The following is a 26505-nucleotide window of genomic DNA, read 5'->3' as shown; positions in this document are numbered from 1 at the left end:
GGTCTGACCAGATAAGCGTTGGACTCTAAATAGCGACAGAGGCAGTTAACTATGACTTCACGTCAACAATTGAAGACGGCAAGTGGTGACCGCATTGCGGTGGTTGCAGGTTTGCGCACGCCGTTTGCGAAGCAAGCAAGCTATTTTCACGGCGTGCCCGCACTAGATTTGGGCAAAATGGTGGTGCAAGAGCTGCTCAACCGATACGGCCTAGAAGGCAAAGAAATCGAACAAATCGTCTTTGGCCAGGTGGTGCAAATGCCGGCAGCGCCGAACATTGCGCGTGAAATTGTGTTGGGTACAAGTCTGCCGGTAGCAACCGATGCTTACAGTATTTCACGTGCCTGCGCGACCAGTTTTCAGGCTACTGCAAACATCGTCGAGACAATGATTGCGGGTAATATTAGCTGCGGTATTGCGGGCGGCGCGGATTCATCGTCGGTGTTGCCGGTGCAGGTATCGCGCAAGCTTGCGCATGCCTTGGTTGACCTCAATAAGGCGCGCAGTCTGGGACAACGTCTTGCTATTCTCAAACGACTCAGCTTTAAAGACTTGTTGCCAGTGCCGCCAGCCGTCGCCGAATACAGTACCGGCTTGACCATGGGCGATACCGCCGAGCAAATGGCCAAGAGCCACAGCATTGCCCGCGCTGACCAAGATGCGCTGGCGCATCGCTCGCACAGTCTTGCTCACGAGGCATGGGAAGCTGGCAAGCTTGATGCTGAAGTGATGACGGCATATGCCGAACCTTACAAAGATTTCTTGCGCCGTGATAACACCATTCGCAGCGACAGCAAGCTCGAGGGCTACGCCAAGTTGAAACCAGTGTTTGATCGCAAGCACGGCACTGTTACCGCAGCGAATAGTACGCCACTCACCGACGGTGCTGCAGCGGTGTTATTGATGACCGAAAGTAAAGCGAAAGCACTCGGCTACGATATTCTTGGTTACATCAAGAGTTATGCATTTACCGCTATCGGTGTCGAAAAAGACATGTTGATGGGGCCGTCTTACGCCACGCCGTTGGCATTAGATCGTGCCGGTATGAAGCTTAGCGATCTGGATCTTATCGATATGCACGAAGCCTTTGCCGCGCAAACCTTAGCGAACGTGAAGATGTTTGCCAGTAAAACCTTTGCCGAGCAAGAGTTGGGGCGCAGCGAAGCGATTGGCGAAATTGATATGGACAAATTCAATGTACTCGGTGGTTCAATTGCTTACGGTCACCCGTTTGCAGCAACAGGCGCGCGCATGATTACGCAAACCCTAAATGAACTGCGCCGCCGTGGTGGTGGCACTGCGCTGACAACTGCTTGTGCGGCGGGTGGTCTCGGTACAGCTATGATTTTGGAGGCAGAATAATGAACGACTCGCAACGCGCATTTACCCTAGAAACTCGCGAGGATGGCGTCGCCGTCATTCATATTGACGTGCCTGGCGAATCAATGAACACCTTAAAGGCTAGTTTCGCCGATGAAGTGAGCAAGGTTTTAGCCCAGTTTGAACAAGAAAAAGATCTGAAAGGCGTGGTGGTGATCAGCGACAAACCCGGATCGTTCGTTGCTGGCGCCGATATCAGCATGATCGATGCCTGTGAGACAGCAGCTGATACGGAAAGCTTAGCGCGCCAAGGGCAGGCTATGTTTGATCGCATTGAGCAGCTCAAAGTGCCGGTAGTGGCTGCCATTGATGGTGCCTGTCTTGGTGGCGGCTTAGAGCTAGCAATGGCGTGCCACTATCGTGTCTGTACCGATAGTGACAAGACCGTGATTGGCTTACCAGAAGTACAGCTTGGCTTATTACCGGGCTCAGGTGGCACGCAACGTTTGCCGCGCTTGATCGGCATTCAAAAGGCTTTGCCGTTGATTTTAACCGGTAAGCAGCTACGCCCAAAACAAGCCAAGAAACTCGGCATTGTTGATGATGTGGTACCGGCCAGTATCTTGCTTGAAGCAGCAGTTGAACAAGCTCTAGCGGGTAAAGCGCGGGTACGCAAAGCGAAGCTATCGACCATCGAAAAAGCACTGGAAAAGACCAGTTTTGGTCGCGGCATCATATTCAAAAAGGCGCGTGAACAGGCGCAGGCAAAAGCCAAAGGCAATTATCCAGCGCTGGATAAAATTATCGATACTATTGCCTTCGGAGCTGATCACGGTTTCCAAGAGGGACTTGCTTACGAGGCCAAGCAGTTTGGTGCGCTGGCAATGACGCCTGAGTCGAAGCAACTGCGTAATATCTTCTTTGCGACCACTGCGATGAAAAAAGAGACTGGAGCTGGCGATACTCAGCCTGCAAAGGTACATCGGGTTGGTGTGCTCGGTGGTGGCTTAATGGGTGGTGGTATTGCTTATGTAACTGCAGTCAAAGCCGGAATTCCGGCGCGCATTAAAGATATCGCTGAGCAAGGTATTGTGCATGCCATGCGTTATAGCTATGACTTGTTGAACAAGAAAGTGAAGCGCAAGCACATGCCACGCGCGGAACTTGAGAAAACCATGTTACGGCTGAGCGGTACTCTCGATTATAGCGGTTTCGAGCGCGTTGATATGGTGATTGAAGCGGTATTTGAAGATCTCGAACTGAAGCAGAAAATGGTCGCTGACATCGAAGCCGCAGCTAAACCGGAAACGATTTTTGCAACCAATACCTCGAGTTTGCCAATCACGCAAATCGCGGCTAAGGCAGAGCGTCCGGAGAATGTCATCGGACTTCATTACTTCTCGCCGGTTGATAAAATGCCGTTGGCAGAAATCATTACCCATGAGAAAACTTCGGATGCGACCATTGCCACTACAGTTGCGTTGGCCAAGCGTCAGGGCAAAACTCCGATTGTCGTCAAAGATGGTGCAGGTTTTTATGTCAACCGGATTTTAGCGCCGTACATGAACGAAGCGGCGCGCTTGGTGCTCGGTGGTGAACCTATCGAGGTGGTTGACAAAGCCTTGGTCAAGTTCGGTTTTCCAGTAGGACCGATGAAGTTGATGGACGAAGTGGGTATTGATGTGGCATCGAAAGTTGCGCCGATCATGGCGAATGAGCTGGGTGATCGGTTCCGCGCGCCAGATGCTTTCAGCAAATTGCTTGATGACGGTCGTAAAGGCAAGAAAAACAAGAAAGGCTTCTATGACTACCAAGGTAAAAAGCCCGGCAAAGTGGTCGATAGCAGCGTATATCAATTGCTCGGCGTGCAACCGCAAGCTCAATTAACTGGCGCTGAAATTGCGCAACGAACGGTGTTTTTGATGCTCAACGAGGCTGTTTACTGTCTTGCTGAAGGTATCATTCGCAGTCCACGTGACGGTGACATCGGTGCTATTTTCGGTATCGGCTTCCCACCGTTCCGTGGTGGCCCTTTCCGTTATATGGATAGCCTTGGTTGCGCCGAAGTCGTAGGCCAGCTACGTGCGTACAGCAAACAGCATGGCGACCGTTATGAACCAGCACCCCTGCTGGTAGAAATGGCAAATGCCGGGAAAAAGTTCTACCCTGAAGATTAAGTGTTGAATGATGAGCGGCGGTTCGCCGTCGCTCGTTGTTAGATTGGAGGTTATGGTTGTGTTTATTGCGCTGTGTTGTATGTTGTCTGCGCTGTTGCTGTATATTCAAGCTTTAAAAAACGCTATGGGAGCCAAGCGCTGGGGCGCTGCAGGTCTAGTATTGGGTCCACTAGTGCTACCTTTCTTTGTCTCTCACAAACGAATGTTGATGCTGCGCACACTTGGACGTGGCAATGTCGTTTGGCAACCTCATTAAATTGTAGGTTTAGTTTTCAGACTCGCCAGTGTGGTGCTGATGTGCTCTAAGAAGTGCTCGCGCCGCAATGGCTGGGCGAATAAGTAACCTTGGGCAAATTCACATTTTAAGTGGCTGAGAGTTGCCGCTTGTTCTTGGTCTACCACACCTTCTGCTACGACGTCTAAGCCAAGGTTATGTGCCATGGCAACAATTGACGCGACCATGTTGCGGTCACGTTCGGCGCCGTTGATGTCATCGATGAAAGCTTTATCGATTTTGAGTGTCTGGATGGGGAAGCGTTTCAGATACGCTAATGATGAATAACCCGTACCAAAATCATCAAGTGCCAAATGGATGCCGCAGTTATTCAGCTCGGTCATGATTTCGATGGCACGTTCAGGATCATCCATCACCACACCTTCGGTGATCTCGAGCTCTAGGTACTGCGGATTTAGCCCTTCTTCTTTGAGAATGCTCATGATGCGCTGGGTTAAATCGGGTTGCAGGAACTGCTTGGCGGATAAGTTGACTGCTACACGACCCTGCACGGCACCGGCTTCGACCCACTCACGCATATCGCGGCAGGTTTGTCGTAACACGCGTTCACCGACTTCAATGATCAGGCCGGTTTCTTCGGCAAGCGGAATAAATTCTGCTGGGCTAACGATACCAACGTCAGGTAACTCCAACCGTACTAAGGCTTCCAAACCGACAAATTTTTGCGTGCGTAAGGATACTTTAGGCTGGTAATGGACTTGCAGATAATTGTTACGCAATGCATGACGTAACTGGTTTTCGACTTGTAGGCGGCGCACGGCGTTTTTGTTCATAGATTCATTAAAGAACTGATGCGCGGCACCACCAGCGTTTTTCGCGTGATACATAGCGGTATCAGCGTTTTGCAGTAATTCTTGTGACGATTGACCATCGCTTGGGTAAACCACGATACCAATTGAGCTACTGACGACAATATCGTGACCGTTTATGTGAAACGGTTGTGCTAGGCAGTCGAGAATACGCTTGGCAGCGTTAGTGATGACGCGTACGTCTGCGGTATCTTCAAGCAACAGAATAAACTCGTCGCCACCTAGGCGGTAAAACGTATCTTGTGGACGACCGACTTCTGCAACGCGCTCAGCAACGTGCATGAGTAAGTGATCGCCGACTTCATGACCGAGCGAGTCGTTGATTTTCTTAAAGTCATCCAAGTCAAACAGCAAGAGCGCGTGCATGATGCGCTTGCGAACTAGGTTTGAATGGCTTACTTGGAAGTAAGAACGATTAGGTAATCCGGTCAGCGTGTCCGTATTCGACAAGCGACGCAATTCGCGTTCAGCATTTTTGCGCTCGGTAATATCCGAGAAAGTGGCAACATAATACGAGATTTCATTGCCCTCATCGTAAATTGCATCGAAAGTGAGTTCGATTTGGTACATGGTACCGTCTTTGTGCACATCTTCGAGCTCGCCATGCCAACTGCCTTGCTGCTGGACGATTTGCTTGATTTGGTCGAGATAGTCAGGGCTGTAAAGTGTGAACTGTAGCGCTCGGCCAATCATGTCTTCGCGACTATACCCGGTAATTTTACTGAACGACTGGTTGGTCTCAACGACTTTAAACTCATGATCGTAGATGCATACGCCGTCCGATATGTTAGTAATTGACGCTGCCAACATTTTCAGCCGCTCTTCGGCTTTTACTAGAGGCGTAATGTCTTTGAGCGTCCCTGTCATGCGCAGCGGCTGTTGCCGATCGTCGTAGGCGACAATTTTGCCACGATCGAGCACCCATACCCAGCCCTTGTCGGAGGCTACGCGATAAGTTTGCTCGTAATGATTGGTGCGACCGTCAAGGTAATCCTGCAAGGTACGCTGGACTTTCTTGATGTCCTGCGGATGGATGTTGGTTTTACTATGACCGATGCCGGCGCGAATACCGTCTTCGGGGAATTTCTTCAAATGCCGCCAGGTATTGTGTCGATGTAGGTCGTCGTTATTGATGTGCCAGTCCCACAACTGGTCACCGCTACCCCATAAACTTAGTTTGAGGCGCTCTTCACTATCACGTAGCAAATGCAATGCTTGGCGCCGCGCGCTTAAGGTCGTGCCAAAGGCAATCAGAATGCCAAGTAACATAGCTGCGTACAGCGCTATCGCCCAGGGGGACAGCCAGAAGGGAGCAGCCACGTTAACATCGATACGACGTTCGCCGAGCCATACTTCACCGTTGGGTGAAGCTTCGACGACAAACTGATAGGCACCAAAATCGAGATTGGTATAAGTAGCACGACGATATTCCGCGTCAGTGTACACCCATTCTTTGTCAAAGCCCTCTAACTTGTAGCGATAGTAAAGGCGTTGCGCAGCGGGTGCATAAGGCGCACCAAATTCAATCGTAAAGGCTTTGTCGAGGTCAGGAAGGAACAGTGTATCAGCGTTATAGAGCTGCGCTTTGTTGCGCTTATCGAGTTCATCAGCGCTGATCGGTTCATTAGCAATACGTAAGCTAATGAGTTCAACGCGCCAACTGTTATCGAGCTGTGGCTGTAATGCAAAGGAAGGCGCGATGACGAATAATAAGATGAACCAAGGTGCGGCAACACTCAGACATCCCAATAGGCTAAGCCGTTGGGGGCTCAACAACCACAACTTGCTAAATCGTTGTTTGAGATGCACTGGGGTTCCTGATGTTGGGTTGTGTTTGGCCACAACTCTTATTTTTGTTATGTTTGAGACAAATTAACGAATATTTTCGATGCTGTCAAAGCTCTTTAGGAGTCGCTGAAAGAAAGCCTTGCTGTTCGGTCGCACTTAGAACCTTGCGAATCTCGTTCAAGAAGAAATAACTATCATTTTTTTCAAGGGTTTGCGCTATTTTTTCGAGTCTATCAAAGGTGACGTGGGGGGCTGCAATACAAGTCCACAAACGTTGACTACGCAAGCGTAAATTGACGTCTGGTTCGCGTAGTTTTTGCACAAGGAAGTTTTGAATTTTGGGCAATTCATCCGCTAAGTCAGCTAATTGTGCAATAAACGTGCTGCGAAAATGCTCAATTCGTTCGTATAAATACTGACTGTCATACTGACTGGATTGCACGTAGAGTAACAACTGCGGACGTTGCTCAATCGGCATATAGGTACTACCGACTAAGTAGCCAAGCTGCTCGTGCGTGCGCAGCTGATTAAACAGATGTGGTTGGATAAACTGATTCAGTAACAACAGCGTTGTTTGCTCAAGAATGCTGCTTCCTGCAGTTTGGATGACGAGCATTGCTGCATGGTCTTTGTGTCGCGTCTGCAAGTTCCCGCGGGTTTGCCAGCGCCCCTCTTGTTTCAAGTTCTGTATTGAACGGGTAGGGGGTATACTTTCCTGCAGTCCGCTGGTCAAGGCGAAATCCTGCTGCGCTCGCAGCAATAAAGGCTCTAGTGTCATGCGCGGGAGGTCACCATGGGCAAATATTTTTAATTCTGCAGTCTCAAATAAGGTGCTTTGCCAGTGAGCAAAATCAGCTTCACTTAAATTGCCAAGTGCGTTCGCTAAATCCGTAAGCGAGTACATATGCGGTTGGAGCAAGACGTTCAAGCGTGCGAACAACAGATTCAATGGCTTATTCGCCAGCGCAGATTGCCAATTGGCGGTTAATTTTTGCTGAATATCTTGCCAACGTTCAGTATTAAAGTGTGTCGTTTTAAATGCCGCAAGTAGGTGCTCTGTAAGCTTCACAACACCCGGAGAGTAGCCGCTGACATGCAAGGTTAAGCCGTATTGTTGTGGATAGATATTGAAATGTAAGCCAGCGATTTCGGCGTCATAACAGGCCTCATTGAGCCTGTCTATCATCAGTTCAGCCCATAATCGGGCGCACGCATAATGATGCGCTGACGCCGTTGCATTGGGCAGGGTAAATTGGCTGTAAATATGCGCTTTTGGCGCGCGAAAATCGGGGTCGTGCAGCCACCAAAGGGTAAGCCCTGATTCGACCAATTCAAACTGCGGATGCTGATGCTGTGGACTCTCAATTTCAGCGGGTGCGCCAAGCTCGCGAAGATAGGGATTCGGTTGCGCCAATTTCGCCCAAGTCGCCGGGGGTTTATGCCAAAGTTGTTGCTGTGCTATGGAAATAGGCCGAAATTGATAGTGAGTGCCATAGAGCGGCTCAAAACTATCGACCTCTACTTCTTTATGGATGAGTGTTGCGCGCAGGTACTCTGGCGTCATGTGACTCAGCAAGCGCTGTGCTTGTTGTAGATCCAGTCCATCCATACGGTAATCGCCAAAAATCACATCTTGCGGCGCATAGTGATGCATATTGATCGCAAGTTGTGGTGCTAGGTCGCTGGTGCGAGCCGGTTCTTGGAAACGAAAGGCATTTGCTATCGCCGTTTGACGTTCCGCATAGCGCCAGTCCTCAAGTCCTTGGTCGCGGATCAACTGAATCGCCGCAAAAACTTGCTCGACGATAGTATCAATCGCATGCATCCCAGAATCGGTTAGCTGCATGTTGATATTAAAGTCTTTAAAGTTACTTCCGCTAATACCGCCACCGGCTGACAGACTATTGATGAGATTGCGTCGATGTAATTCGGCGTACAGACTACCAGGCCCCTCATAGCCGAGCATATGGGCGATAAAACTGGTCGTTTTGTTGCGATAATCCGCGTCAATGCCAGGTAAGGCAAAGGCGAGGATCAAACGTCTGGCGTCCTTGAGAGGACGCACATTCAAACGAATCCCTAGCTGTTCGGGCAAGTATAAAGGGTGCGTTAATGCCGTTTTCTCGGGGCCATTACCTTGAATGGGGGCGAAGTGGTGCTGCGCAAGTTGGGCCAAGTCGGTCAGTGACTGTGGTCCTGCTAATACCAGTGTCATGCGATTGGCACGATACCATTGGCGAAAGAACTCACGCAGACGCTGTTCAAGGTGCGTCGTTGAGCCGTTGGGGCTCAAAGTGTCGAGGTTTCCTACAGAGAATTTACGAAATGGATGTGCTGGATTAGCGGTCGCTTTATGAACCTGATAAAGCCTTCTTAGTTCATCATTACGCTTGAGCCGATATTCAGATTCAACAGCTTGAATTTCTTTGGCAATCCATTCATGTTTAAAAAGTGGCTGGTAAAAAAACCGCGAGAAGCGTTCGAGTGCGCCAACAAAAGCGTTGGCATCGCAGTGAAAATAATAACTACTATATTCGGTTCCGGTCCAAGCGTTATGATTACCACCATGCTGATGGATGTAATCTTGGTACGCCGTGGCTTGCGGGAAATCTTCGGTACCCAGGAACAGCATGTGCTCAAGAAAGTGAGCTAGGCCTTGGGTATCTTCAGGGTCTTGAAAGTGTCCTGCAGCGACAGCTAGAGCTGCTGTACTCTGTTGAGCTTGGGGGTCGTGGATGAGGGTGCAACGCAAGCCATTATCAAGCTCGACCATCGCGTAATGGCGATGGTCGGTAGGGCTTTGAATGATATCAGTGAATAGATCAAGGCTGTTGCTTGCGTCCATACACTCCCCATGTAGCGTTAAAATTTCGGAAGTGCGCTGGCAACGGCCTAGTTATTGATCCAGCGGCGTATCGAAGTTTTTCGGGCGGTCAAAATCGCCTTCGTAGCTTGCCAGCTTATCGTTCTCAAAGGTTAGTGTAATCGCGCGACGGTAGTCATCGCCGCGACCAGATTCCATATTGAATACGTAATACCAAGTGTCACTAGCAAATACGTTGTCGGCAACAGGCGCGCCGAGCACGTAATTGACTTGTTCTTTGGTCATACCAATACGGAGTTGGTCTACATCACGTTGCTCAAGGTAATTTCCTTGCGGTACATCGATGCGATACACCAGTCCTTCAAATACGGAGCAACCGCTGAGCGCGATCACCATGCCGGCAATCAATAATTTTTTCATAAATAGTCTTGTTACTTCTAGTTGGTGTAAATACTAGTTGTTGATGATAAACAATGCAGCATCGAATAACTAGCCTTGTCGACCAGATAGACAGACATCGATAGTGATGGTTCCCTTTTAGCTTGCAGTTGCTAACAATTCTCGCGCATTTGCCTTAGTCGTATCCGTAACTTTGTCGCCGCCGAGCAAACGTGCCAGTTCAATAACGCGGTTGTCATCGTCAAGAGCTGTCATGCGGGTTTCGGTGGTTTCACCGTCGGTTGTTTTTTCAACTTGCATTTGCTGGTGCGCATGGGCGGCGACTTGCGGTAGGTGAGTCACACAGATCACTTGTGCCGCTTGGCCTAGCTGACGTAAAAGCTTGCCGACGGTCGCTGCAGTGGCACCGCTCACACCCACGTCGACCTCATCAAACATGAGGGTTGGCGTCGTCATCTGTGCTGCGGTAATGACTTGAATCGCAAGACTAATACGTGACAGCTCGCCACCAGAGGCTACTTTTGCAAGAGACTGCAAGGGTTGTCCAGGGTTGGTTGTGACTTGGAAATTGATTTGATCAGTACCTAATTTAGTCGCCGGGGCTTTTTCATCGTGTTCTACGCCAACGACAAACCGACCATGTGGCATATTCAAGCCGCGCATGGATGCCGAAATCTGCTCGCTAAGCTCATGTGCTGCCTGCTGGCGTTGTTGACTTAACTTCTTGGCAAGTTCGCGGTAAGTTTTTGCCGCTGCTTGTACGGCTTCATCTGATGCCGCAAGCTCTGTTTCACTCGCCATTAAAGCCTCGAGCTCAGTAGTGAGCTGCTGTTGCAGTTGTGGTAGTGCTTGCGGTTCAAGCTGATGTTTGCGGGCAAGTTGTATCGCTTGCGTCACACGCTGTTCAGTGGCAACTAAAGAGCTTTCATCTAAATCAATGGCATCACTGTAATGACGTAGCTCTCGCGCAGCTTCCTCGATTTGCACACTCGCTTCAGCAAGCAATTTTACCAATGGCTCAAGCGCATCGTCATTATCTACTTGCTGATCAAGGCGCTGTAACGCAGCCTGAACCAAACTGTAGGCATTGTTGTGCTCACCTTCGTATAAAGCATTCAGCGCAAACTGACTATCTTCTTGTAACGCTGAGCTGTTACTTAGACGCTTGTGTTGTTGTTCGAGCTCTTCATACTCACCTTCACGCAACGCGAATTGTTCTAATTCTTCGATTTGATAGCGCACTAATTGCATGCGCGATTGCCGCTCTTCTTGTTGCTGTAAGCCCAGTTTTTGCTGCTTACGCAACTGATACCAATGTTGATAAGCCGCAGCGACATCCTGCAGCAGAGTTTGGTGACGGGCGTAACTGTCAAGTAGCAAAAGTTGGTGCTCAGGGCGGGTCAACAATTGATGTTCATGCTGACCATGGATGTTCACCAGCAGTGGCGCGAGTTGTTTTAACTGCGCAAGGTTCACTGGATAACCATTGATCCAGCCTTTGGAGCGGCCTTCACGGGTGACCAAACGCCGCAGAACGCAGTGTTCAGGTTCGTCTTCATCAAGTAGTTCTTGTTGTTCAAGCCATTGCTGTGCTGGGCTGATCGCGGTGAGTTGAAAGCTGGCGATGACTTCTGCTTTATCGGCATCGCTGCGCACCAAGTCGCTATCGGCGCGATCGCCGAGGCATAGCCCCAAGGCATCAAGGGCAATTGATTTACCCGCACCGGTTTCACCAGTAATAGCGGTCATGCCTGCTTGGAAGTCGATACTGAGCTGTTTGACTACAGCTAGATTACGCACTTGTAAATGCACCAACATAGAAGGTCTCCTCTCGAACAACTACTGTGTTTGTGTACAGTAGTTATACAGTATTTATACAGTATTGCAAGAGGACACTTAAAACAGTCGGCTACCCCAACCAAGTTTGTTTCTTAACACCTTGTAATAGCTATGGTCTTTGGGATGAATTAAGCGCAGTGTATGCGCATATTTGTGAATGATCACTTCATCGTCGGGGAGGACTTCGATGCGCCGATGACCATCGCAACTAAGTTGCAAGGTACCGTTATTGGGCGCTGGTCGAATATGCAAGGTGCTGCTAGCATCGACCACTATCGGACGACTACTTAGGGTATGCGGAAACATAGGAACCAGTTGAATGGCATCGATGTTGGGCGCCAAAATGGTGCCGCCGGCCGACAAAGAATAGGCGGTCGAACCTGTGGGTGTACTAATAATGAGGCCGTCGGAGCGCTGGCTGTAGACAAAGTCATCGTTGACGTAGACCTCGAACTCAATCATGTGCGCAACTTTGTCAGAATGCAGCACGATTTCGTTGATAGCGCGGCCCACATCATGGCGCCGCCCATCTCGAATCACCTCTGCTTGCAATAAAAAGCGTTGTTCTGCGACAAACTCGCCCTTAAGCACTGGCAATAGCTGTACCAATAGTTGATCTGGATCGATATCGGTGAGAAAGCCGAGGTTACCGCGGTTGACTCCGATCACAGCTATGTCACATTCACACAGCACACGGGCAGCGCCCAGCATATTGCCGTCGCCGCCAACGACAATCGCCAGGTCGGCGACTTCACCGAGCCGCTCCAGTGGATAAGTAGGCAACTCGCTGTGCGCAAGTTGCGCTGCGGTGCGTTCTTCGACAATGACGGTAAAGCCATGCGCGGTAAGCTCTTTTGCTAAAGCAACCAAGGTACTATGCGTAGCTTCATGGTTGACCTTACCAAGCAGTGCAATACGTTCAAATGCAAAAGCAGTAGCTGACGCCATTCGATTTCCTTAAAATTTGTCCGAGCAGCCCTTGAATCACTTAGTGCTGCCCCCATAACAGTGCACAAGGTTAGTTATATCACATTGAAAGAGTAACGAAACATGACGAAACAAGAATCTGCACAGGAAAATCAACAGGCCGAAGCGCAATCGGTAGATGAGCATCAACAAGCGGACGCTGAGGTTGCGACCGACGAGAGCCAAGTAGCACAAGAAGAAACTTTAACTCAGGAAGCTGATGAACGCTTAGCCGAACTAGAGTTGGCGCTGGTAACGGCTGAGCAGCGTGCAGACGAGGCAAATGACCGTGCTGTGCGTGCGGTCGCTGAAATGGAGAACATCCGTCGTCGAGCTGCACAAGAAGTAGACAAGGCGCATAAGTTTGCGTTAGAGAAATTCGCGAATGAGCTGTTAACTACCGTTGATAATCTCGAGCGCGCGTTGCAGATTGCTGCAGATGCTGAAGATGTCAATGCAAACTTTCTTGAGGGTATCGAGCTTACCTACAAAGGCCTGCAGAGCACGTTGAACAAATTTGGTGTAGAGGCTGTGGGTGAAGAAGGCGAAGTGTTCAATCCAGACTTACATCAAGCCATGTCGATGCAAGCGGTAGAAGGTAAAGACAACAATACTATCCTTGCTGTCATGCAAAAAGGCTACACTTTAAGCGGGCGACTGCTTCGTCCGGCCATGGTGATGGTAGTGAAGAATTAAGCTTTTATCGCAGAAAAATTTTTAATTTAAGCGAAACAGCGCATTTGCGTTGTTTCGCTTTTTTATACAACTTATTGTCTATTGACTCTCCAATTAGCGCAAAAAAGCACCTTTTCGTAGTTGTAAATCTACCGATATTTATTACTATTGTTAGAAGGGTGCTCATTCCTTGAGCAAGCTGTCCCTACGTTTTGACGTCAACACAACAATAAAAAAGTGAAGGACATCTTATGATCCAGTTAGCAGAAGAGCTGAAACTCAGCCGTCTCGCGCTGGCCTTGGGTTGTGTATTTGCTGCCTCGAGCGGCGCTGTACACGCGCAAGACACCGGTGATCAAGACGATGACAATAATGCGGAAGAAGTGACCGAAAAAATCCAAGTTACCGGCTCACGTATCCGTACCGACGGCTTAGACCAAGCCTCTCCAGTAGAAATCATTAGCTCCGACGAAGCAGTTGATCAGGGTCTTGTCACCTTGGGTGATTTGCTGCGTACCTCAACCGTTGCCGCCGGCTCGAACCAAATCACCGCTGCCGCATCAACGGCGTTTGTGACAGAAGGTGGTACGGGTACCGAAACTTTGTCATTACGTGGTTTGGGTGCGAATCGTACGTTGGTGTTGTTGAACGGTCGTCGTATCGGTCCAGCGGGTACGCGTGGGCAGGTAAATGCGTTTGACCTTAACATTATGCCGTTGGCAGCGATTGAGCGTGTCGAAATTTTAAAAGACGGTGCTTCTTCACTTTACGGTTCTGATGCCGTCGCTGGTGTTGTGAACATCATCACCAAAGATGGCGACGAAAGTAACTTTAACGTGAACTATAGCCACCCATTTGATGATGGCGGTGCTTCAGCACGTATCAACGGTACACTTGGGCGCAGTTTCGACAGCGGCTCTTTCCGTATCGTCGGTGACTACCAGAAGACTCAAGAATTGACGCGTGGCGATCGCGATTTCTTCGCTTGTGCGAGTCCTTACGTTATCGATCCAAGTACGGGTGACCGCGCGGATATCATCGATCCACGCACAGGCAGCTACCATTGTAATGACTTACCTTGGGGCCATGTCTGGATTTATGATTACTCTGGTCTCGTACCACCGGGTACGCTTGCTCAGTATGACTACGACGGTGACCTAGGTAATTACCTGACACCGTTCAACGAGTGGCAAGATGGTCCAGGCGCCATGCGCACCCCAGAGGGCTGGTATCCAGTTGGATTCGACCAAGCATCAGATGCGTTGGTGAATGCTGACCACCCATTCCAAGATCTCGAAACCTTGTCGCCGGAAACTGAAGTTGCAACGGCATTCTTGCAAGGTGAGTACTGGATGAGCGATACCACTACCTTGTACGGTGAGGTATTGCTGAACCGCCGGAAAACTATCTCTAACGGTTATCGTCAGTTCTGGAGTTACATCTACAACGAGGACTTCTTTGCGGGTAATACCTTGTCTGAAGGTTGGACAGGCGCGCAATGGTTGAGTCCAACTGCTATCACTGATCATTCAGGCAGCGAGATCACCGTTGATTACCGTCGCTTTGTGGTCGGTTTAGAAGGTATGGTCGGCGACTGGAACTGGGATGTGAACTATCAAAGCAGTTACAGCGACGGTGAGTATCAGAACAAAATCATCTACCAAGATGCGATTTTCGACCAAAACTTCCTGACCGGTTCGTGCGAAGGGATGGACCTCTCGGTGCGTGGTATTCCATGTCAAGATATCCCTTGGTTGGACCCACAGTTCCTGGCTGGTAATATCTCACAAGGCATGAAGGACTTCTTGTTCGGTGAAGAGACGGGTAACACCATCTACAAACAAGAAACCCTAGAAGGATTGATTTCAGGTCAAGCCTATGACCTACCTGCCGGACCTATCGGTATGGCATTGGGTATGCAATGGCAGAGCGATGAAATCGTTGACACTCCCGGAGACGTAACGCTGGCGCGTAACGCATGGGGTTCGAGTGCAGCTGGTATTACACGCGGTAAATCAACCACTAAAGCCTTCTTTGGTGAGTTCCAGTTGCCTATTCTACGCGATGCTGCATTTGCAGAACGTCTAGATGTTTCATTGTCGGGTCGTTGGACTGATGTATCGACCTACGGTAGCGATACCACCTTTAAAGCGAGTGTGAACTGGTTAGTTGGTGAAGGTTTCCGTATCCGTGGTTCACGCGGTACCTCATTCCGTTCTCCGGCACTGTACGAGCTGTTCTTGAACGACCAATCAAGCTTTATTGGCCAGCGTAGTATCGACCCATGTATTCGTTGGGGCGAGGGTGCTGACGATGGTTCTATCAACCCGTTTGTAGCTGCGAACTGTGAAGCTGACGGCATTCCACGTGACTACGCTGGCGGCGCCATTTCAGCGACAGTCTTCACGGGTGGCGGTTTTGGTCAGTTAGAAGCTGAAACCTCAGTGGCTGAAACTTTCGGCTTTGTGTGGATTCCAGACTTCACTGAATTCAGTATGAGCGTCGATTATTTCGATATTCAAATCGATGGTGAAGTGACCTTGCTGTCAGCCGCTCAGATCGTGGGTGGTTGTTATGCATCAGAGAACTTCTCGACTGAACCTTTATGTGATCAGTTCTTCCGTAACGAAACCGATCTTCGCGTTGAAGAAGTTGAAGGTAATTACTTGAACATCGCATCACAAACCAACCGTGGTGTGGATTTACAATTTAACTACCCGTTCAGCACTGATTTCGCTGAGTTCAACGTACGTTATGAGCACACGATTCAAATCGAAGCTTCGCGTAAGTTGTTACCTACCAGTACTCCACAAGATCGTGTAGGTGAGCTCGGTAGTCCAAAACATGTGGGCAACTTAAGCTTGGCCATGATGATGGACGACTGGAGCTATAACTGGACCACGCGCATGATTGGTTCTGCTTCAAATCATGATGAGTACGGCGGTTTTGAAACCAGCTACTATGGCGAAACCGTGCTTGTCGACTTGGATACACCAACTACGTTCTATCACGCAATTTCAGCAACACGTGACTGGGACAATTTGAGCTTGACCTTCGGTGTAGCCAATGCGTTTGACAAAGAACCACCACAAGTCTCAAGCGTTTACGCGACCACCATCGGTACTGCTGCGTTCTACAGTCAGTACGATTGGTTTGGCCGTCGGGCGTTCGTGAACTTGACGTACCAGTTCTAAACTCGGTACAAATAGGTATGCAAAATGCCGGCGTTTTGCCGGCATTTTCTTATCTACGCCGTGCCCAATGGGCCTATAACAACTAAAATGAGAACATCCCATGGTCAGAGTGCATACGAAGCCCGATACGTTAAATGAGTTGAATCCGCAATTTCAGCAACAAGTACTTACCGTGCCGGTCTTTCTGAATTCAGTGCCTAAATGTGGCACCCATCTGATTCGCAACATTTTTCGTATGTTTGTGCCGGTGAATCAGCAATATCATGACGCATTTATTCAAATCCCTTTGTTACGTCAGCACATTCACGCCTTCAATCCATTACAACCAAAACTCAGCTGGGGACATTTATTATTCTCGGATGAATCGGCGATGGCGTTGCGTAAATCAAAGCAAATTGTGGTCGTGCGGGACCCTTATGATTGGGTGTTAGCGCGCGCACGGTTCTTTTTATCGGATAATTTTCAGGGCAATCTTGAGCACCTTAAAAGTGGTCAGATCAAACTTGATGAAATTATCAACTTGATGATTTTTGGGATTCACGACAAAGCGCCATCGATGAGCGACATCTATACCCATAATGCTGTGGCTTGGCTGGGAACGGGCGTTAACTTAGTGCGCATGGAAGAGCTACTGCACCATGTCAAAAACCTCGAAACCGATGAGGCAGAAGCTTATTTTCGTGAGCTTCTAAGTATTCTTCAGTTGCGTGAGTTCCCAAGCGACTGGCGTGAACGGGTGCGGGTCGGCTCCGATCGTGAGCAAAGCGGAACCTACCGTGACAACCTCAGCAATACTGCGTTTGAAATCCCTGCACAATTGAGCGAGCAGCAAAAACGTCTGGTTAATTATGCGGCTCCTGGGTTACGTGAAATTTTGGGGTATGGTCATGCAAAAACCTAAATTGGTGATTGTTGGTGGCGGATCGGCCGGTTGGATGACCGCTGCTTACTTGAACGGCGCACTGAATCGCCGCGGCGAAGATCCCCGTGTTGAAATTACGCTACTTGAATCACCCGATACGCCGCGGATTTCAGTTGGCGAGGCAACCATTCCGTCAATGCGCCATCTCCTTGCTGTGGTTGGCGTAGATGAAATCGAATTTATGAAAGTCACCGAGGCGACTTTTAAGCAATCTATCAAGTATGTGAATTGGGTGCACAAGGATAATAGTTTTTATCATCACCCTTTTAGTAGCATGCGCTTACAGCCGATTGACTATGCCGGACGGGACTGGTTGCAAAGCGATCGCAGCATTCCGTTTATGGAGACCTGCTCGATCCAGCCTCTGATCTGTGAATGGGGCCGGGCACCGCAAATGTTTGGTGAGTGGCGCATGGGCGCGCGTTTAAATTATGCGTATCAAATGAATGCGCAGAAGTTTGCCGATTACTTGCGAGACTTCTCTACTGCACGCGGCGTGACCCACATTAGTGCCAACATGGCCGAAGTGAGCAAGCACCCTAACGGCGATATAGCGGCAGTGACTACCGATCAAAGTCAACGTCTCGAGGCTGATCTATTTGTTGACTGTACTGGGTTTCGCGCCCTGTTGCTCGAGCAGCAAATGGGGGTTGGCTATCAAGACTTTAAACAGTTTCTGCTGTGCGACCGCGCAGTCACTATGCATGTACCTTATGATCGTTTTTATCCCGGTATGGTGCGCCCCTATACCACTGCGACGGCGCTCAGTAATGGCTGGATTTGGGATATTCCAATGCAAAGCCGACGCTCGATTGGCTATGTGCACAGCAGCGATTTCATTAATGAAGCCGATGCAGAAAAAGAAATGCGCGCTTATCAGGGCCCAGGCTGTGAAGACTTACCTTGTCGCTTTATTCCATTTAAAGCGGGCCGTCGGTTACAACAATGGCAGGGCAACTGTGTGGCGATTGGTTTATCTGGCGGCTTTATCGAACCGTTGGAGTCCACGGGGCTTTACTTAAGTGACTTAGGTGCGGTGTTGTTGGCCGAACACTTCCCTTGGCGGCGCGACGACCAAGCGGTGCTCGCCGAGCGTTATAATCGCTTAATGGCGAATCGCTATTTCGAAATACTCGATTTTATCAATATGCATTATTGCTTGACCAAGCGTACCGATACCGAGTTCTGGCGTACCGTGCAGCAAAAAGAGCACATCACCGAGCGCTTGCAGGCAAAATTTGAGTTTTGGCGTCATAAACCACCTAGTGCGCACGATTTCCAAGACCAATGGTTTATGCAGATGCCGACCGATGCTATAGCCGGCGCGCAACGGGATCAGCGACCCGTGACCGATACCGGTGGACTGTGGAACCATGAGAGTTACGAGTGCATTATGTATGGTATGGATGCACTGCGCGACGAATGTGATCAATGGTTCGGCACGCAGCGGCCACCTACGAAAGTTCACCCGGCGATCATGCAACGCTTAAAAATGGCACACCAGATGCTGCCACCCCATGCGCTTTGGTTGCAACGCGTGTTGGGCATGGCTGAGTATCCTACCGCGACCAAACCTGCAGGATGGGTTGCCTGACCTTTCAGGCAGCCTTTTTCTTAAAAAATTTTATCCCACCGCTTGTAATCTGCTTCGACACCCCCATAACACTGTCAACCATTTGATTACGGCCTGAAAAAAGGGATTGAAAAGCGCAAACGCGCACCCCATATCAGGTTTATAGATTCATTTTGAATGTTGGAGTTGGAGACAATCATGGGCAAAATTATTGGCATCGACTTAGGTACCACTAACTCGTGTGTAGCAGTTTTAGACGGCGGTAAAGCACGCGTTATTGAAAATGCGGAAGGCGATCGTACCACGCCTTCAGTGGTCGCGTTTACGGACGATGGTGAGACCTTAGTAGGTCAACCAGCGAAACGTCAGGCAGTGACCAACCCGAACAAAACTTTATTTGCGATTAAGCGCTTGATCGGTCGTCGGTTTGAGGACGAAGAAGTACAGCGTGATATCGGCATCATGCCATTCAAAATTGTCAAAGCAGACAATGGCGATGCATGGGTTGAAATTAATGACGAGAAAAAAGCGCCACCGCAAATCTCAGCTGAAATTCTGAAGAAGATGAAGAAAACAGCAGAAGATTTCCTCGGTGAGAAAGTAACCGAAGCGGTGATTACCGTGCCGGCTTACTTTAATGATGCACAGCGTCAGGCCACCAAAGATGCTGGCCGTATCGCTGGTCTAGAAGTGAAACGGATTATCAACGAGCCAACCGCGGCAGCACTTGCCTACGGTATGGACAAGAAGCAAGGCGACAACACCATTGCGGTCTATGACTTAGGTGGTGGTACTTTCGATATCTCTATTATCGAGATCGATGAAGTTGAAGGTGAGCACACCTTCGAAGTACTTGCGACCAACGGTGACACACACCTAGGTGGTGAAGACTTTGATAACCGCCTGATCAATTACTTGGTAGAGCAGTTCCAGAAAGACCAAGGTATCGACTTGCGTAAAGACCCGTTGGCGATGCAGCGTTTGAAGGAAGCTGCTGAAAAAGCCAAGATTGAGTTGTCATCTGCACAACAGACCGAAGTCAACTTACCGTACATTACGGCAGACAACACCGGTCCTAAGCACTTGGCGATTAAAGTGACACGTGCGAAGTTGGAGTCATTGGTTGAAGACCTGATTGCCAAATCTTTGGCACCAGTGAAGCAAGCACTTGCCGATGCTGGTTTGTCAGTGAGCGACATCAACGACATCATCATGGTCGGTGGTCAGACGCGCATGCCAAAAGTACAGCAAGCGGTGACGGATTTCTTCGGCAAAGAGCCACGTCGTGATGTGAACCCTGACGAAGCCGTTGCGGTGGGTGCTGCAGTGCAAGCAGGCGTATTGCAAGGTGACGTTAAAGACGTCTTGTTGCTTGACGTAACGCCACTGTCGCTCGGTATCGAAACTATGGGCGGCGTGATGACCAAGTTGATTGAGAAAAACACCACGATTCCGACTAAGCAATCGCAAGTGTTCTCAACAGCTGACGATAACCAATCAGCGGTAACAGTGCATGTTATTCAGGGTGAGCGTAAGCGCGCTGCGGATAACAAATCACTAGGACAGTTCAATCTTGAGGGTATTCGCCCAGCGGCACGTGGTGTGCCGCAAATCGAAGTTACTTTTGATTTGGATGCGGATGGTATTTTGCATGTATCGGCGAAAGACAAAGATACTGGCAAAGAGCAAAAAATCACCATCAAAGCTTCATCTGGTTTGAGTGATGATGAAGTCGAGAAAATGGTACGTGACGCCGAGGCACACGCTGAGGAAGATCGGAAGTTCGAAGAGATGGTGCAAGTTCGTAACCAAGCTGATGGCCTCGTGCATGCCACGCGTAAGCAATTAGAAGAAGTGGGCGAAGGCTTGGATAGCGCCGAAAAAGAGAAAATTGAAACGGCTATCAATGAACTTGAAGCGGCTGTGAAGAGCAACGATAAAGAAGCTATCGAAGCCAAACAGCAGGCGTTGATTGAAGCATCTGGCAAGCTCATGGAAGCAGCACAGCAAAAAGCACAGCAAGCGGGCGGTGCGGAGGCTGGTGGCCAGCAAGCGAAGCAAGACGACGATGTTGTTGATGCTGAGTTTGAAGAAGTCAAAGACGACGACAAGAAGTAATCCTACGCCCACCGGGTGTCTGTGATCACAACGCACGGGGGTTGCCAGCAGGTGGCCTCCGTGCACTTGTATCAGGACAAAGCAAATAGAAGAGTGGAAGACGCAAGATTATGGCGAAACCAGATTTGTATGAAGTGCTGGGCGTAAGCAGAGATGCCAGCGAACGCGACATCAAGAAAGCCTACAAACGTATGGCGATGAAGTATCACCCAGACCGCACCAAAGGTGATAAAGAACTTGAGCAAAAATTTAAAGAAGTAAAGACAGCCTACGAAGTGCTGACCGATCCGCAAAAACGCGCCGCTTACGACCAATACGGGCATGCAGCGTTTGAACAAGGCCAAGGTGGTTTTGGCGGTGGTGGTGCCGGTGGCGCTGACTTTGCAGATATTTTTGGTGATGTGTTCGGTGATATCTTTGGCGGTGGACGTCGTGGCGGTCGCGCGCAAGCTGCGCGAGGTGCTGACTTACGCTACAACCTCGAGTTGTCGCTCGAAGAAGCCGTACGTGGCAAAGAAGTCGAACTGAAGATTCCAAAACTGTCTGAGTGTGAAGATTGCGATGGCTCTGGCGCACGCGCTGGCAGTAGCGCGGAAACCTGTAGCCACTGTCATGGCAGTGGTCACATTCAAATGCGCCAAGGCTTTTTTGCCGTGCAGCAGCCGTGCCCCCATTGTCGTGGCCGCGGTAAAGTGATCAAAGATCCTTGTCGTACCTGTCATGGTGAAGGTCGGGTTGAGCGCACCAAAACCTTGTCAGTGAAAATTCCAGCCGGCGTCGATACGGGTGACCGCATTCGTCTGAACGGCGAGGGCGAAGCTGGCGAAATGGGCGCGCCAGCAGGGGACTTATACGTGCAGGTGCATGTACGTGAGCATCCTATTTTCAAACGCGACGGTAATAACCTATATTGTGAGGTACCGTTGAGCTTTACCCACGCGGCATTGGGTGGTGAAATCCAAGTGCCGACACTCGAAGGTAAAGTGAAGTTACGTATTCCTGCTGAAACCCAGACCGGCAAGTTGTTCCGCTTGCGTGGTAAAGGCGTGAAATCGGTGCGTAGCGGCGCGGTTGGAGATTTAATTTGTAAAGTCGTGATCGAAACGCCTGTTAATTTGTCAGAAAAGCAGAAAGATTTGTTGCGACAGTTAGACGAGTCGATGGGGACTGGTGAAGAAGCTGCGCGCTACCGTCCGAAAGAAAAAGGTTTTTTTGATGGGGTGAAGCGGTTTTTTGACGACCTTCGCGGCTAACCATTTAAGGAGTTAGGTAATGCGTATCTGGAAATCTGCAGTGATTGCGGCGGCCGTCGTAGGTGCGGTTGCTTGTACCCAGTCGCCGACGGGGCGCTCACAGTTACAGCTGTTTAGCAGTGATGAGCTGGCGCAACTTGGCTCGCAAAGCTATAACTCCTTAAAAGAACAAGAGAAAGTCTCTAATGACCCCGCACTCAATCGTTACGTGCAATGCATTAGCAACGATTTGATTGCGGTTTTACCTGAGCCTTGGGCCCAACAGACTTGGGAAGTAACCGTTTTTGATAGCGAGATGGTGAATGCGTTTGCCTTGCCAGGTGGCAAAATCGGTGTCTATACCGGCCTCATCGATGTGGCCGAAACACCCGATCAGCTCGCTGCGGTTATCGGTCATGAAATCGGGCACGTGATCGCGCAACACAGCAACGAGCGGATGTCGAACCAGTTTGCCGCGGGCTTAGGCTTGCAACTTGGTGGTCTGTTGATCGGCCAAGAAATGGATAGTAACGAGGCAGCGCTTATCATGGGCGTACTCGGTGTCGGCGTGCAGCTCGGTTACATTTTGCCGTATTCACGCATTCATGAGAGTGAATCAGATGAGCTCGGTCTGCGCTACATGGCTGCAGCGGGCTATGATCCGCGGCAAGCGGCAGAGTTGTGGCGCAATATGGCGCGGCAAGGCGGCGCTAAACCGCCAGAGTTTTTGTCGACGCACCCGTCACCAGAGACACGTATTACCAAGCTTGAAAAATTAGCGGTGGAGGCGATGGCTACTTATCGCAATGCCCCCCGCGCCAACTGCCCCAAACCCACCTAACTTTGAAAAGCGCGATTCGTCCGCTGCGCTGTTCGTTATTAGTGCGCTTCGCTTTTCGAACAGCAAAGCGCACGAACAGTGAGACGCAGTCGAACGTACGAATAGCGAATAGCTAATAGCGATTTGTTCTAATCCGAGCAAGACCAAGCCCCGTACAATAGGCATATTTTCCACAGCAGTGAGGATTTATGCTGAAGGCTTGGTTTGCAATTCCATTCTGGCAACGTGTGCTGGGCGCCTTTGTAGTGGGCGTCGCGGCGGGTTTGCTAGTGCCCGACGTGGCGGTCGCATTGAAGCCGCTTGGTGACCTGTTTATTCGAGCACTGAAAATGCTCGTCGCCCCTTTGATTTTCTGCGCTATCGTCAATGCCATTTTGCAATTTGGTGAAGATGAAGGCATTGGTAAGATAGGTGCTAAAACCGTTGGCCTGTTTTTATTAACTGCGGTCATTGCCAGCGTTATTGGTCTGAGTGTTGGTAGTTTGCTCGACATTACCGCCACCCAAGACTTGAGTGCAGTTGCTGATTATCAACAAAAACAAGTGCCAGGGCCTGCCGAAGTCTTTCTGAACATGATTCCGGTGAACCCATTTGCTGCGCTCACCGAGGGGAATATTCTGCAAATCGTGGTGTTTGCGGCCTTGGTTGGTATAGCGATTCGACAAGTGGGTGAGCCAGCGCGACCGCTGGGGAGTGTACTAAAAGCTGGTGCGCAAACCATGTATCGCATCACTAAAATGGTGCTTGAATTGACGCCATTTGGGGTATTGGGTTTGATGGCATGGGTCGTCGGTCATTATGGTTTGGCGAGCTTGGCACCATTGGCTGCCTTTATCGGGGCTATCTATCTAGCTTGCTTGCTACATATGTTGCTGACCTACGGCACTATGGTGAAACTCGCAGGCATGTCTCCTTGGTACTTCTTTAAATCGGTTTTTTCCGCGCAGCTCGTGGCGTTTACCACCTGCAGCAGCTTTGGCACTATACCGGCAGCACATCAAGCCATCACCGAAAAGCTCGGTGTGCAAAAATCCTATGCTAGTTTTGTCTTGCCGCTCGGTGCCACCATTAATATGGATGGTTGTGGTGGTATCTATCCGGCCATCGCGTCTATCTTTATTGCTCAGTTATACGGTATTCCGTTGGAATTCACCGATTATCTGTTGATAACTGCGACCGCCACACTGGCATCTGTGGGCACTGCAGGAGTGCCAGGCACAGCCCTAGTGATGCTGACAGTGACGTTAAATGTGATAGGCTTACCGCTTGAAGGCATTGCCTTTATCGCAGCCGTCGACCGCATTATCGACATGATCCGCACCGCCACTAACGTGACCGGTGATATGGCGGTTTCGGTGATGCTGGGGCGCGAAGAGCGCGAACAACAACAACCAGTGGAAGCAACATCTTGATTCGAGTAGCAGTCATTGGCGCCAGTGGGCGCATGGGACAGGCGGTGATTAATGAATTAGCCAGCGCAACTGATGCTAAGTTAGTTGCCGCCATTGTCAGTTCGAACTCCAAAGTACTAGGGCAGCAAGTCGATAGCAGTCTCCGCTACAGCGACGGCAGTGAGCTCAAGCCCGAGGCCGTTGATGTTTTAATTGATTTTAGTTTACCGGCAGCGCTTATTGACAACTTGCAGCTGGCGCAGCGGTTACAGGCTGCTGTGGTGATCTGCACGACTGGATTCACCAGCGAGCAACACCAGTTGTTGGATCAGGCCGCAGCACACATCGCAGTGCTATACGCCGCTAATACCAGTGTTGGGATCTGCCTGTTAGAACAGTTAGTCACTCTCACTAGTGCATGTCTGCCGGATGCTGATATCGAAATTCTTGAAGCACATCACGCAGCTAAGCGTGATGGCCCTTCAGGCACTGCGCTATTGCTCGGTGAGGCTGCAGCTAAAGGACGCTCACAGCGACTGCATGAAGTCAGTGCTGGCGTTCGTGCCGATGGTTTACGGGAGTCTGGGAGTATTGGATTTGCTGTGCTCAGAGCCGCCGATATTATTGGTGAACACACGGTTTATGCTGCGCAGCCAGGCGAGCGTTTGGAACTCAGTCATCGCGTGAGTGATCGCAGAGTATTTGCCCGCGGTGCGTTGCATGCAGCACATTGGTTAAGTGGACAAGCTGCGGGGCGTTACCGCTTGGCTGATACTTTACAAATGGAGCAACATCTGCGTCAATTACTCAGTGAAATTTAGCTAGACGCAAAGGCGCTTTTTCAGTAGAATACGACCAATTTGCCAACGCAAAGTTGGTAAGCTGAAAACGCGCACTTTTAAGCTGGTGCAAGGTAATCAACGGGTAGTCATTATCGATGATGAACCCGTTTTTTTATGTACGGAGGTTCACCTTGAGTATTCTAGCGAGCCATTCAGCGAGCAAAGCCATTTTGGTGCTTGCGGATGGAACTGTTTTTCACGGCACGGCTATCGGGGCCGGTGGTACGGCAGTCGGCGAAGTTGTTTTTAACACCGCAATGACTGGTTACCAAGAAATTCTCACCGATCCTTCCTACGCTGAACAAATTGTTACCCTCACTTATCCTCACATTGGCAATTACGGAACTACCCACGAAGACGAAGAATCCAATCGCGTTTGGGCGAAGGGTTTAATTATTCGTGACCTTGCATTAAAAGCGAGTAACTTCCGTCGTGAGCAATCATTGGGTGATTATTTACGGCAGCGTAACGTCGTCGGTATCGCCGACATTGACACGCGCAAACTGACGCGCATTTTGCGTGAAAAAGGCGCGCAGAACGGCTGCATTATGGCCGGTAATGTCGATGGCGAACTCGATGTCGAGCACGCGCTAGAATTAGCGAAGGGCTTTCCAGGACTGCAGGGCATGGATCTCGCCAAAGAAGTTACCATTCGCACCCCGCACGAGTGGACCAGCACCAGCTGGCAGTTAGGCAAAGGATTTAGTGAAGTCACTGAGCCGAAATTCCATGTTGTTGCCTACGATTATGGTTGCAAGCGCAATATCCTCCGTATGCTTGCTGACCGTGGCTGTAAGGTCACTTTGGTACCGGCGCAAACATCTGCGGCCGAAGTGCTCGCAATGAAGCCTGACGGTGTGTTTTTGTCGAATGGTCCGGGCGATCCTGAACCATGTGATTACGCCATCAAAGCGATTCAAGAGATTATTGAAACCAAACTACCGGTCTTTGGTATCTGTTTGGGACATCAGTTACTGGCCTTAGCCAGTGGCGCTAAAACTGCAAAAATGAAATTTGGCCACCACGGTGCCAACCATCCGGTGCAAGATCTTGAATCGGGGCGCGTGATGATCACCAGCCAAAACCATGGTTTTGCAGTCAATGAAGACAACTTGCCTGAGAACTTACGCGTCACTCATAAGTCTTTATTCGACGGCACCTTACAAGGGATCCACCGCACCGATGTGCCGGCCTTTAGCTTTCAGGGACACCCAGAAGCGAGTCCGGGCCCACATGATGCCGCACCTTTGTTTGACCATTTCATTGAACTGATGAGCCAGCGCGGGTAAGCGCGAGCCAA

At 49.9% G+C, this 26505-nt stretch carries 17 protein-coding genes; 12 read left to right on the top strand and 5 right to left on the bottom strand.

The window, feature by feature from the left end; genetic code table 11:
* The first annotated feature begins 51 nt into the window (after positions 1 to 51).
* Positions 52 to 1362 (top strand): acetyl-CoA C-acyltransferase FadI, encoded by a 1311-nt coding sequence (gene fadI, locus ACJ8W9_RS05130; protein ID WP_411360567.1) that lies wholly within the window; start codon positions 52 to 54, stop codon positions 1360 to 1362.
* Positions 1362 to 3497 (top strand): fatty acid oxidation complex subunit alpha FadJ, encoded by a 2136-nt coding sequence (gene fadJ / locus ACJ8W9_RS05125; protein ID WP_411360566.1) that lies wholly within the window; start codon positions 1362 to 1364, stop codon positions 3495 to 3497. The genes fadI and fadJ overlap by 1 nt, the downstream gene beginning before the upstream one ends.
* 252 nt (positions 3498 to 3749) lie before the next feature.
* Here fadJ and ACJ8W9_RS05120 read toward each other — a convergent pair whose 3' ends face one another.
* The 5 genes from ACJ8W9_RS05120 to nadK all read right to left on the bottom strand — a co-directional run bounded on the left by ACJ8W9_RS05120 (position 3750) and on the right by nadK (position 12399).
* Entirely contained in the window at positions 3750 to 6410 is a 2661-nt protein-coding gene (locus ACJ8W9_RS05120; RefSeq protein WP_411358805.1) for an EAL domain-containing protein, read from the bottom strand.
* 85 nt (positions 6411 to 6495) lie between these two features.
* Entirely contained in the window at positions 6496 to 9234 is a 2739-nt protein-coding gene (locus tag ACJ8W9_RS05115; RefSeq protein ID WP_411358804.1) for an insulinase family protein, read from the bottom strand.
* A 51-nt stretch (positions 9235 to 9285) separates the two neighbouring features.
* Positions 9286 to 9633: an outer membrane protein assembly factor BamE gene (gene bamE, locus ACJ8W9_RS05110; protein ID WP_034732632.1), complete on the bottom strand. Its 348-nt coding sequence runs from the start codon at positions 9631 to 9633 to the stop codon at positions 9286 to 9288.
* 117 nt (positions 9634 to 9750) lie between these two features.
* Positions 9751 to 11430 (bottom strand): DNA repair protein RecN, encoded by a 1680-nt coding sequence (recN, locus tag ACJ8W9_RS05105; RefSeq protein WP_411358802.1) that lies wholly within the window; start codon positions 11428 to 11430, stop codon positions 9751 to 9753.
* 78 nt (positions 11431 to 11508) lie between these two features.
* Positions 11509 to 12399, bottom strand: a complete 891-nt coding sequence (gene nadK, locus ACJ8W9_RS05100; protein ID WP_411358801.1) for an NAD(+) kinase — start codon at positions 12397 to 12399, stop codon at positions 11509 to 11511.
* A gap of 102 nt (positions 12400 to 12501) precedes the next feature.
* On the opposite strand from nadK, the gene grpE reads away from it, so the two are divergent.
* The 10 genes from grpE (at position 12502) to carA (ending at position 26494) form a co-directional block, all read left to right on the top strand.
* Entirely contained in the window at positions 12502 to 13113 is a 612-nt protein-coding gene (gene grpE / locus ACJ8W9_RS05095; RefSeq protein WP_411358800.1) for a nucleotide exchange factor GrpE, read from the top strand.
* Between the two features lie 230 nt (positions 13114 to 13343).
* A complete protein-coding gene (locus ACJ8W9_RS05090) occupies positions 13344 to 16286 on the top strand; it encodes a TonB-dependent receptor domain-containing protein (protein WP_411358799.1) in 2943 nt (980 codons plus the stop codon).
* A gap of 100 nt (positions 16287 to 16386) precedes the next feature.
* A complete protein-coding gene (locus ACJ8W9_RS05085) occupies positions 16387 to 17187 on the top strand; it encodes a hypothetical protein (RefSeq protein ID WP_411360565.1) in 801 nt (266 codons plus the stop codon).
* Complete coding sequence (locus ACJ8W9_RS05080) at positions 17174 to 18802, top strand: tryptophan halogenase family protein (protein WP_411358797.1); 1629 nt, start codon at positions 17174 to 17176, stop codon at positions 18800 to 18802. The genes ACJ8W9_RS05085 and ACJ8W9_RS05080 overlap by 14 nt, the downstream gene beginning before the upstream one ends.
* 177 nt (positions 18803 to 18979) lie before the next feature.
* Positions 18980 to 20899, top strand: a complete 1920-nt coding sequence (gene dnaK, locus ACJ8W9_RS05075; protein ID WP_411358796.1) for a molecular chaperone DnaK — start codon at positions 18980 to 18982, stop codon at positions 20897 to 20899.
* 110 nt (positions 20900 to 21009) lie between these two features.
* Complete coding sequence (dnaJ, locus tag ACJ8W9_RS05070) at positions 21010 to 22152, top strand: molecular chaperone DnaJ (protein WP_411358795.1); 1143 nt, start codon at positions 21010 to 21012, stop codon at positions 22150 to 22152.
* Positions 22153 to 22171: 19 nt separating this feature from the next.
* The gene (locus ACJ8W9_RS05065) at positions 22172 to 22972 is read left to right on the top strand and encodes a M48 family metallopeptidase (protein ID WP_411360564.1); all 801 of its coding nucleotides are present in this window, start codon (positions 22172 to 22174) and stop codon (positions 22970 to 22972) included.
* 188 nt (positions 22973 to 23160) lie between these two features.
* The gene (locus ACJ8W9_RS05060; protein ID WP_411358793.1) at positions 23161 to 24384 is read left to right on the top strand and encodes a dicarboxylate/amino acid:cation symporter; all 1224 of its coding nucleotides are present in this window, start codon (positions 23161 to 23163) and stop codon (positions 24382 to 24384) included.
* On the top strand, positions 24381 to 25184 hold the full coding sequence (gene dapB / locus ACJ8W9_RS05055; RefSeq protein ID WP_411360563.1) for a 4-hydroxy-tetrahydrodipicolinate reductase: 804 nt from the start codon (positions 24381 to 24383) through the stop codon (positions 25182 to 25184). The genes ACJ8W9_RS05060 and dapB overlap by 4 nt, the downstream gene beginning before the upstream one ends.
* Before the next feature lie 152 nt (positions 25185 to 25336).
* A complete protein-coding gene (gene carA / locus ACJ8W9_RS05050) occupies positions 25337 to 26494 on the top strand; it encodes a glutamine-hydrolyzing carbamoyl-phosphate synthase small subunit (protein ID WP_411358791.1) in 1158 nt (385 codons plus the stop codon).
* The last annotated feature ends 11 nt before the right edge of the window (positions 26495 to 26505 follow it).

The organism is Pseudidiomarina salilacus (assembly GCF_047323925.1).
In the GTDB taxonomy this organism is placed as follows: Bacteria; Pseudomonadota; Gammaproteobacteria; order Enterobacterales; family Alteromonadaceae; genus Pseudidiomarina; species Pseudidiomarina salilacus.
This window is presented reverse-complemented; position numbering and strand designations above follow the sequence as displayed.

Bases quoted from the DNA above. Each gene is read 5' to 3' on its own strand.
- fadJ (WP_411360566.1), top strand. From the start codon at position 1,362: ATGAACGACTCGCAACGCGCATTTACCCTAGAAACTCGCGAGGATGGC.
- dnaK (WP_411358796.1), top strand. From the start codon at position 18,980: ATGGGCAAAATTATTGGCATCGACTTAGGTACCACTAACTCGTGTGTA.
- ACJ8W9_RS05085 (WP_411360565.1), top strand. From the start codon at position 16,387: ATGGTCAGAGTGCATACGAAGCCCGATACGTTAAATGAGTTGAATCCG.
- ACJ8W9_RS05060 (WP_411358793.1), top strand. From the start codon at position 23,161: ATGCTGAAGGCTTGGTTTGCAATTCCATTCTGGCAACGTGTGCTGGGC.
- ACJ8W9_RS05090 (WP_411358799.1), top strand. From the start codon at position 13,344: ATGATCCAGTTAGCAGAAGAGCTGAAACTCAGCCGTCTCGCGCTGGCC.
- grpE (WP_411358800.1), top strand. From the start codon at position 12,502: ATGACGAAACAAGAATCTGCACAGGAAAATCAACAGGCCGAAGCGCAA.
- recN (WP_411358802.1), bottom strand. From the start codon at position 11,430: ATGTTGGTGCATTTACAAGTGCGTAATCTAGCTGTAGTCAAACAGCTC.
- ACJ8W9_RS05065 (WP_411360564.1), top strand. From the start codon at position 22,172: ATGCGTATCTGGAAATCTGCAGTGATTGCGGCGGCCGTCGTAGGTGCG.
- dnaJ (WP_411358795.1), top strand. From the start codon at position 21,010: ATGGCGAAACCAGATTTGTATGAAGTGCTGGGCGTAAGCAGAGATGCC.
- nadK (WP_411358801.1), bottom strand. From the start codon at position 12,399: ATGGCGTCAGCTACTGCTTTTGCATTTGAACGTATTGCACTGCTTGGT.
- fadI (WP_411360567.1), top strand. From the start codon at position 52: ATGACTTCACGTCAACAATTGAAGACGGCAAGTGGTGACCGCATTGCG.
- ACJ8W9_RS05115 (WP_411358804.1), bottom strand. From the start codon at position 9,234: ATGGACGCAAGCAACAGCCTTGATCTATTCACTGATATCATTCAAAGC.
- bamE (WP_034732632.1), bottom strand. From the start codon at position 9,633: ATGAAAAAATTATTGATTGCCGGCATGGTGATCGCGCTCAGCGGTTGC.
- ACJ8W9_RS05080 (WP_411358797.1), top strand. From the start codon at position 17,174: ATGCAAAAACCTAAATTGGTGATTGTTGGTGGCGGATCGGCCGGTTGG.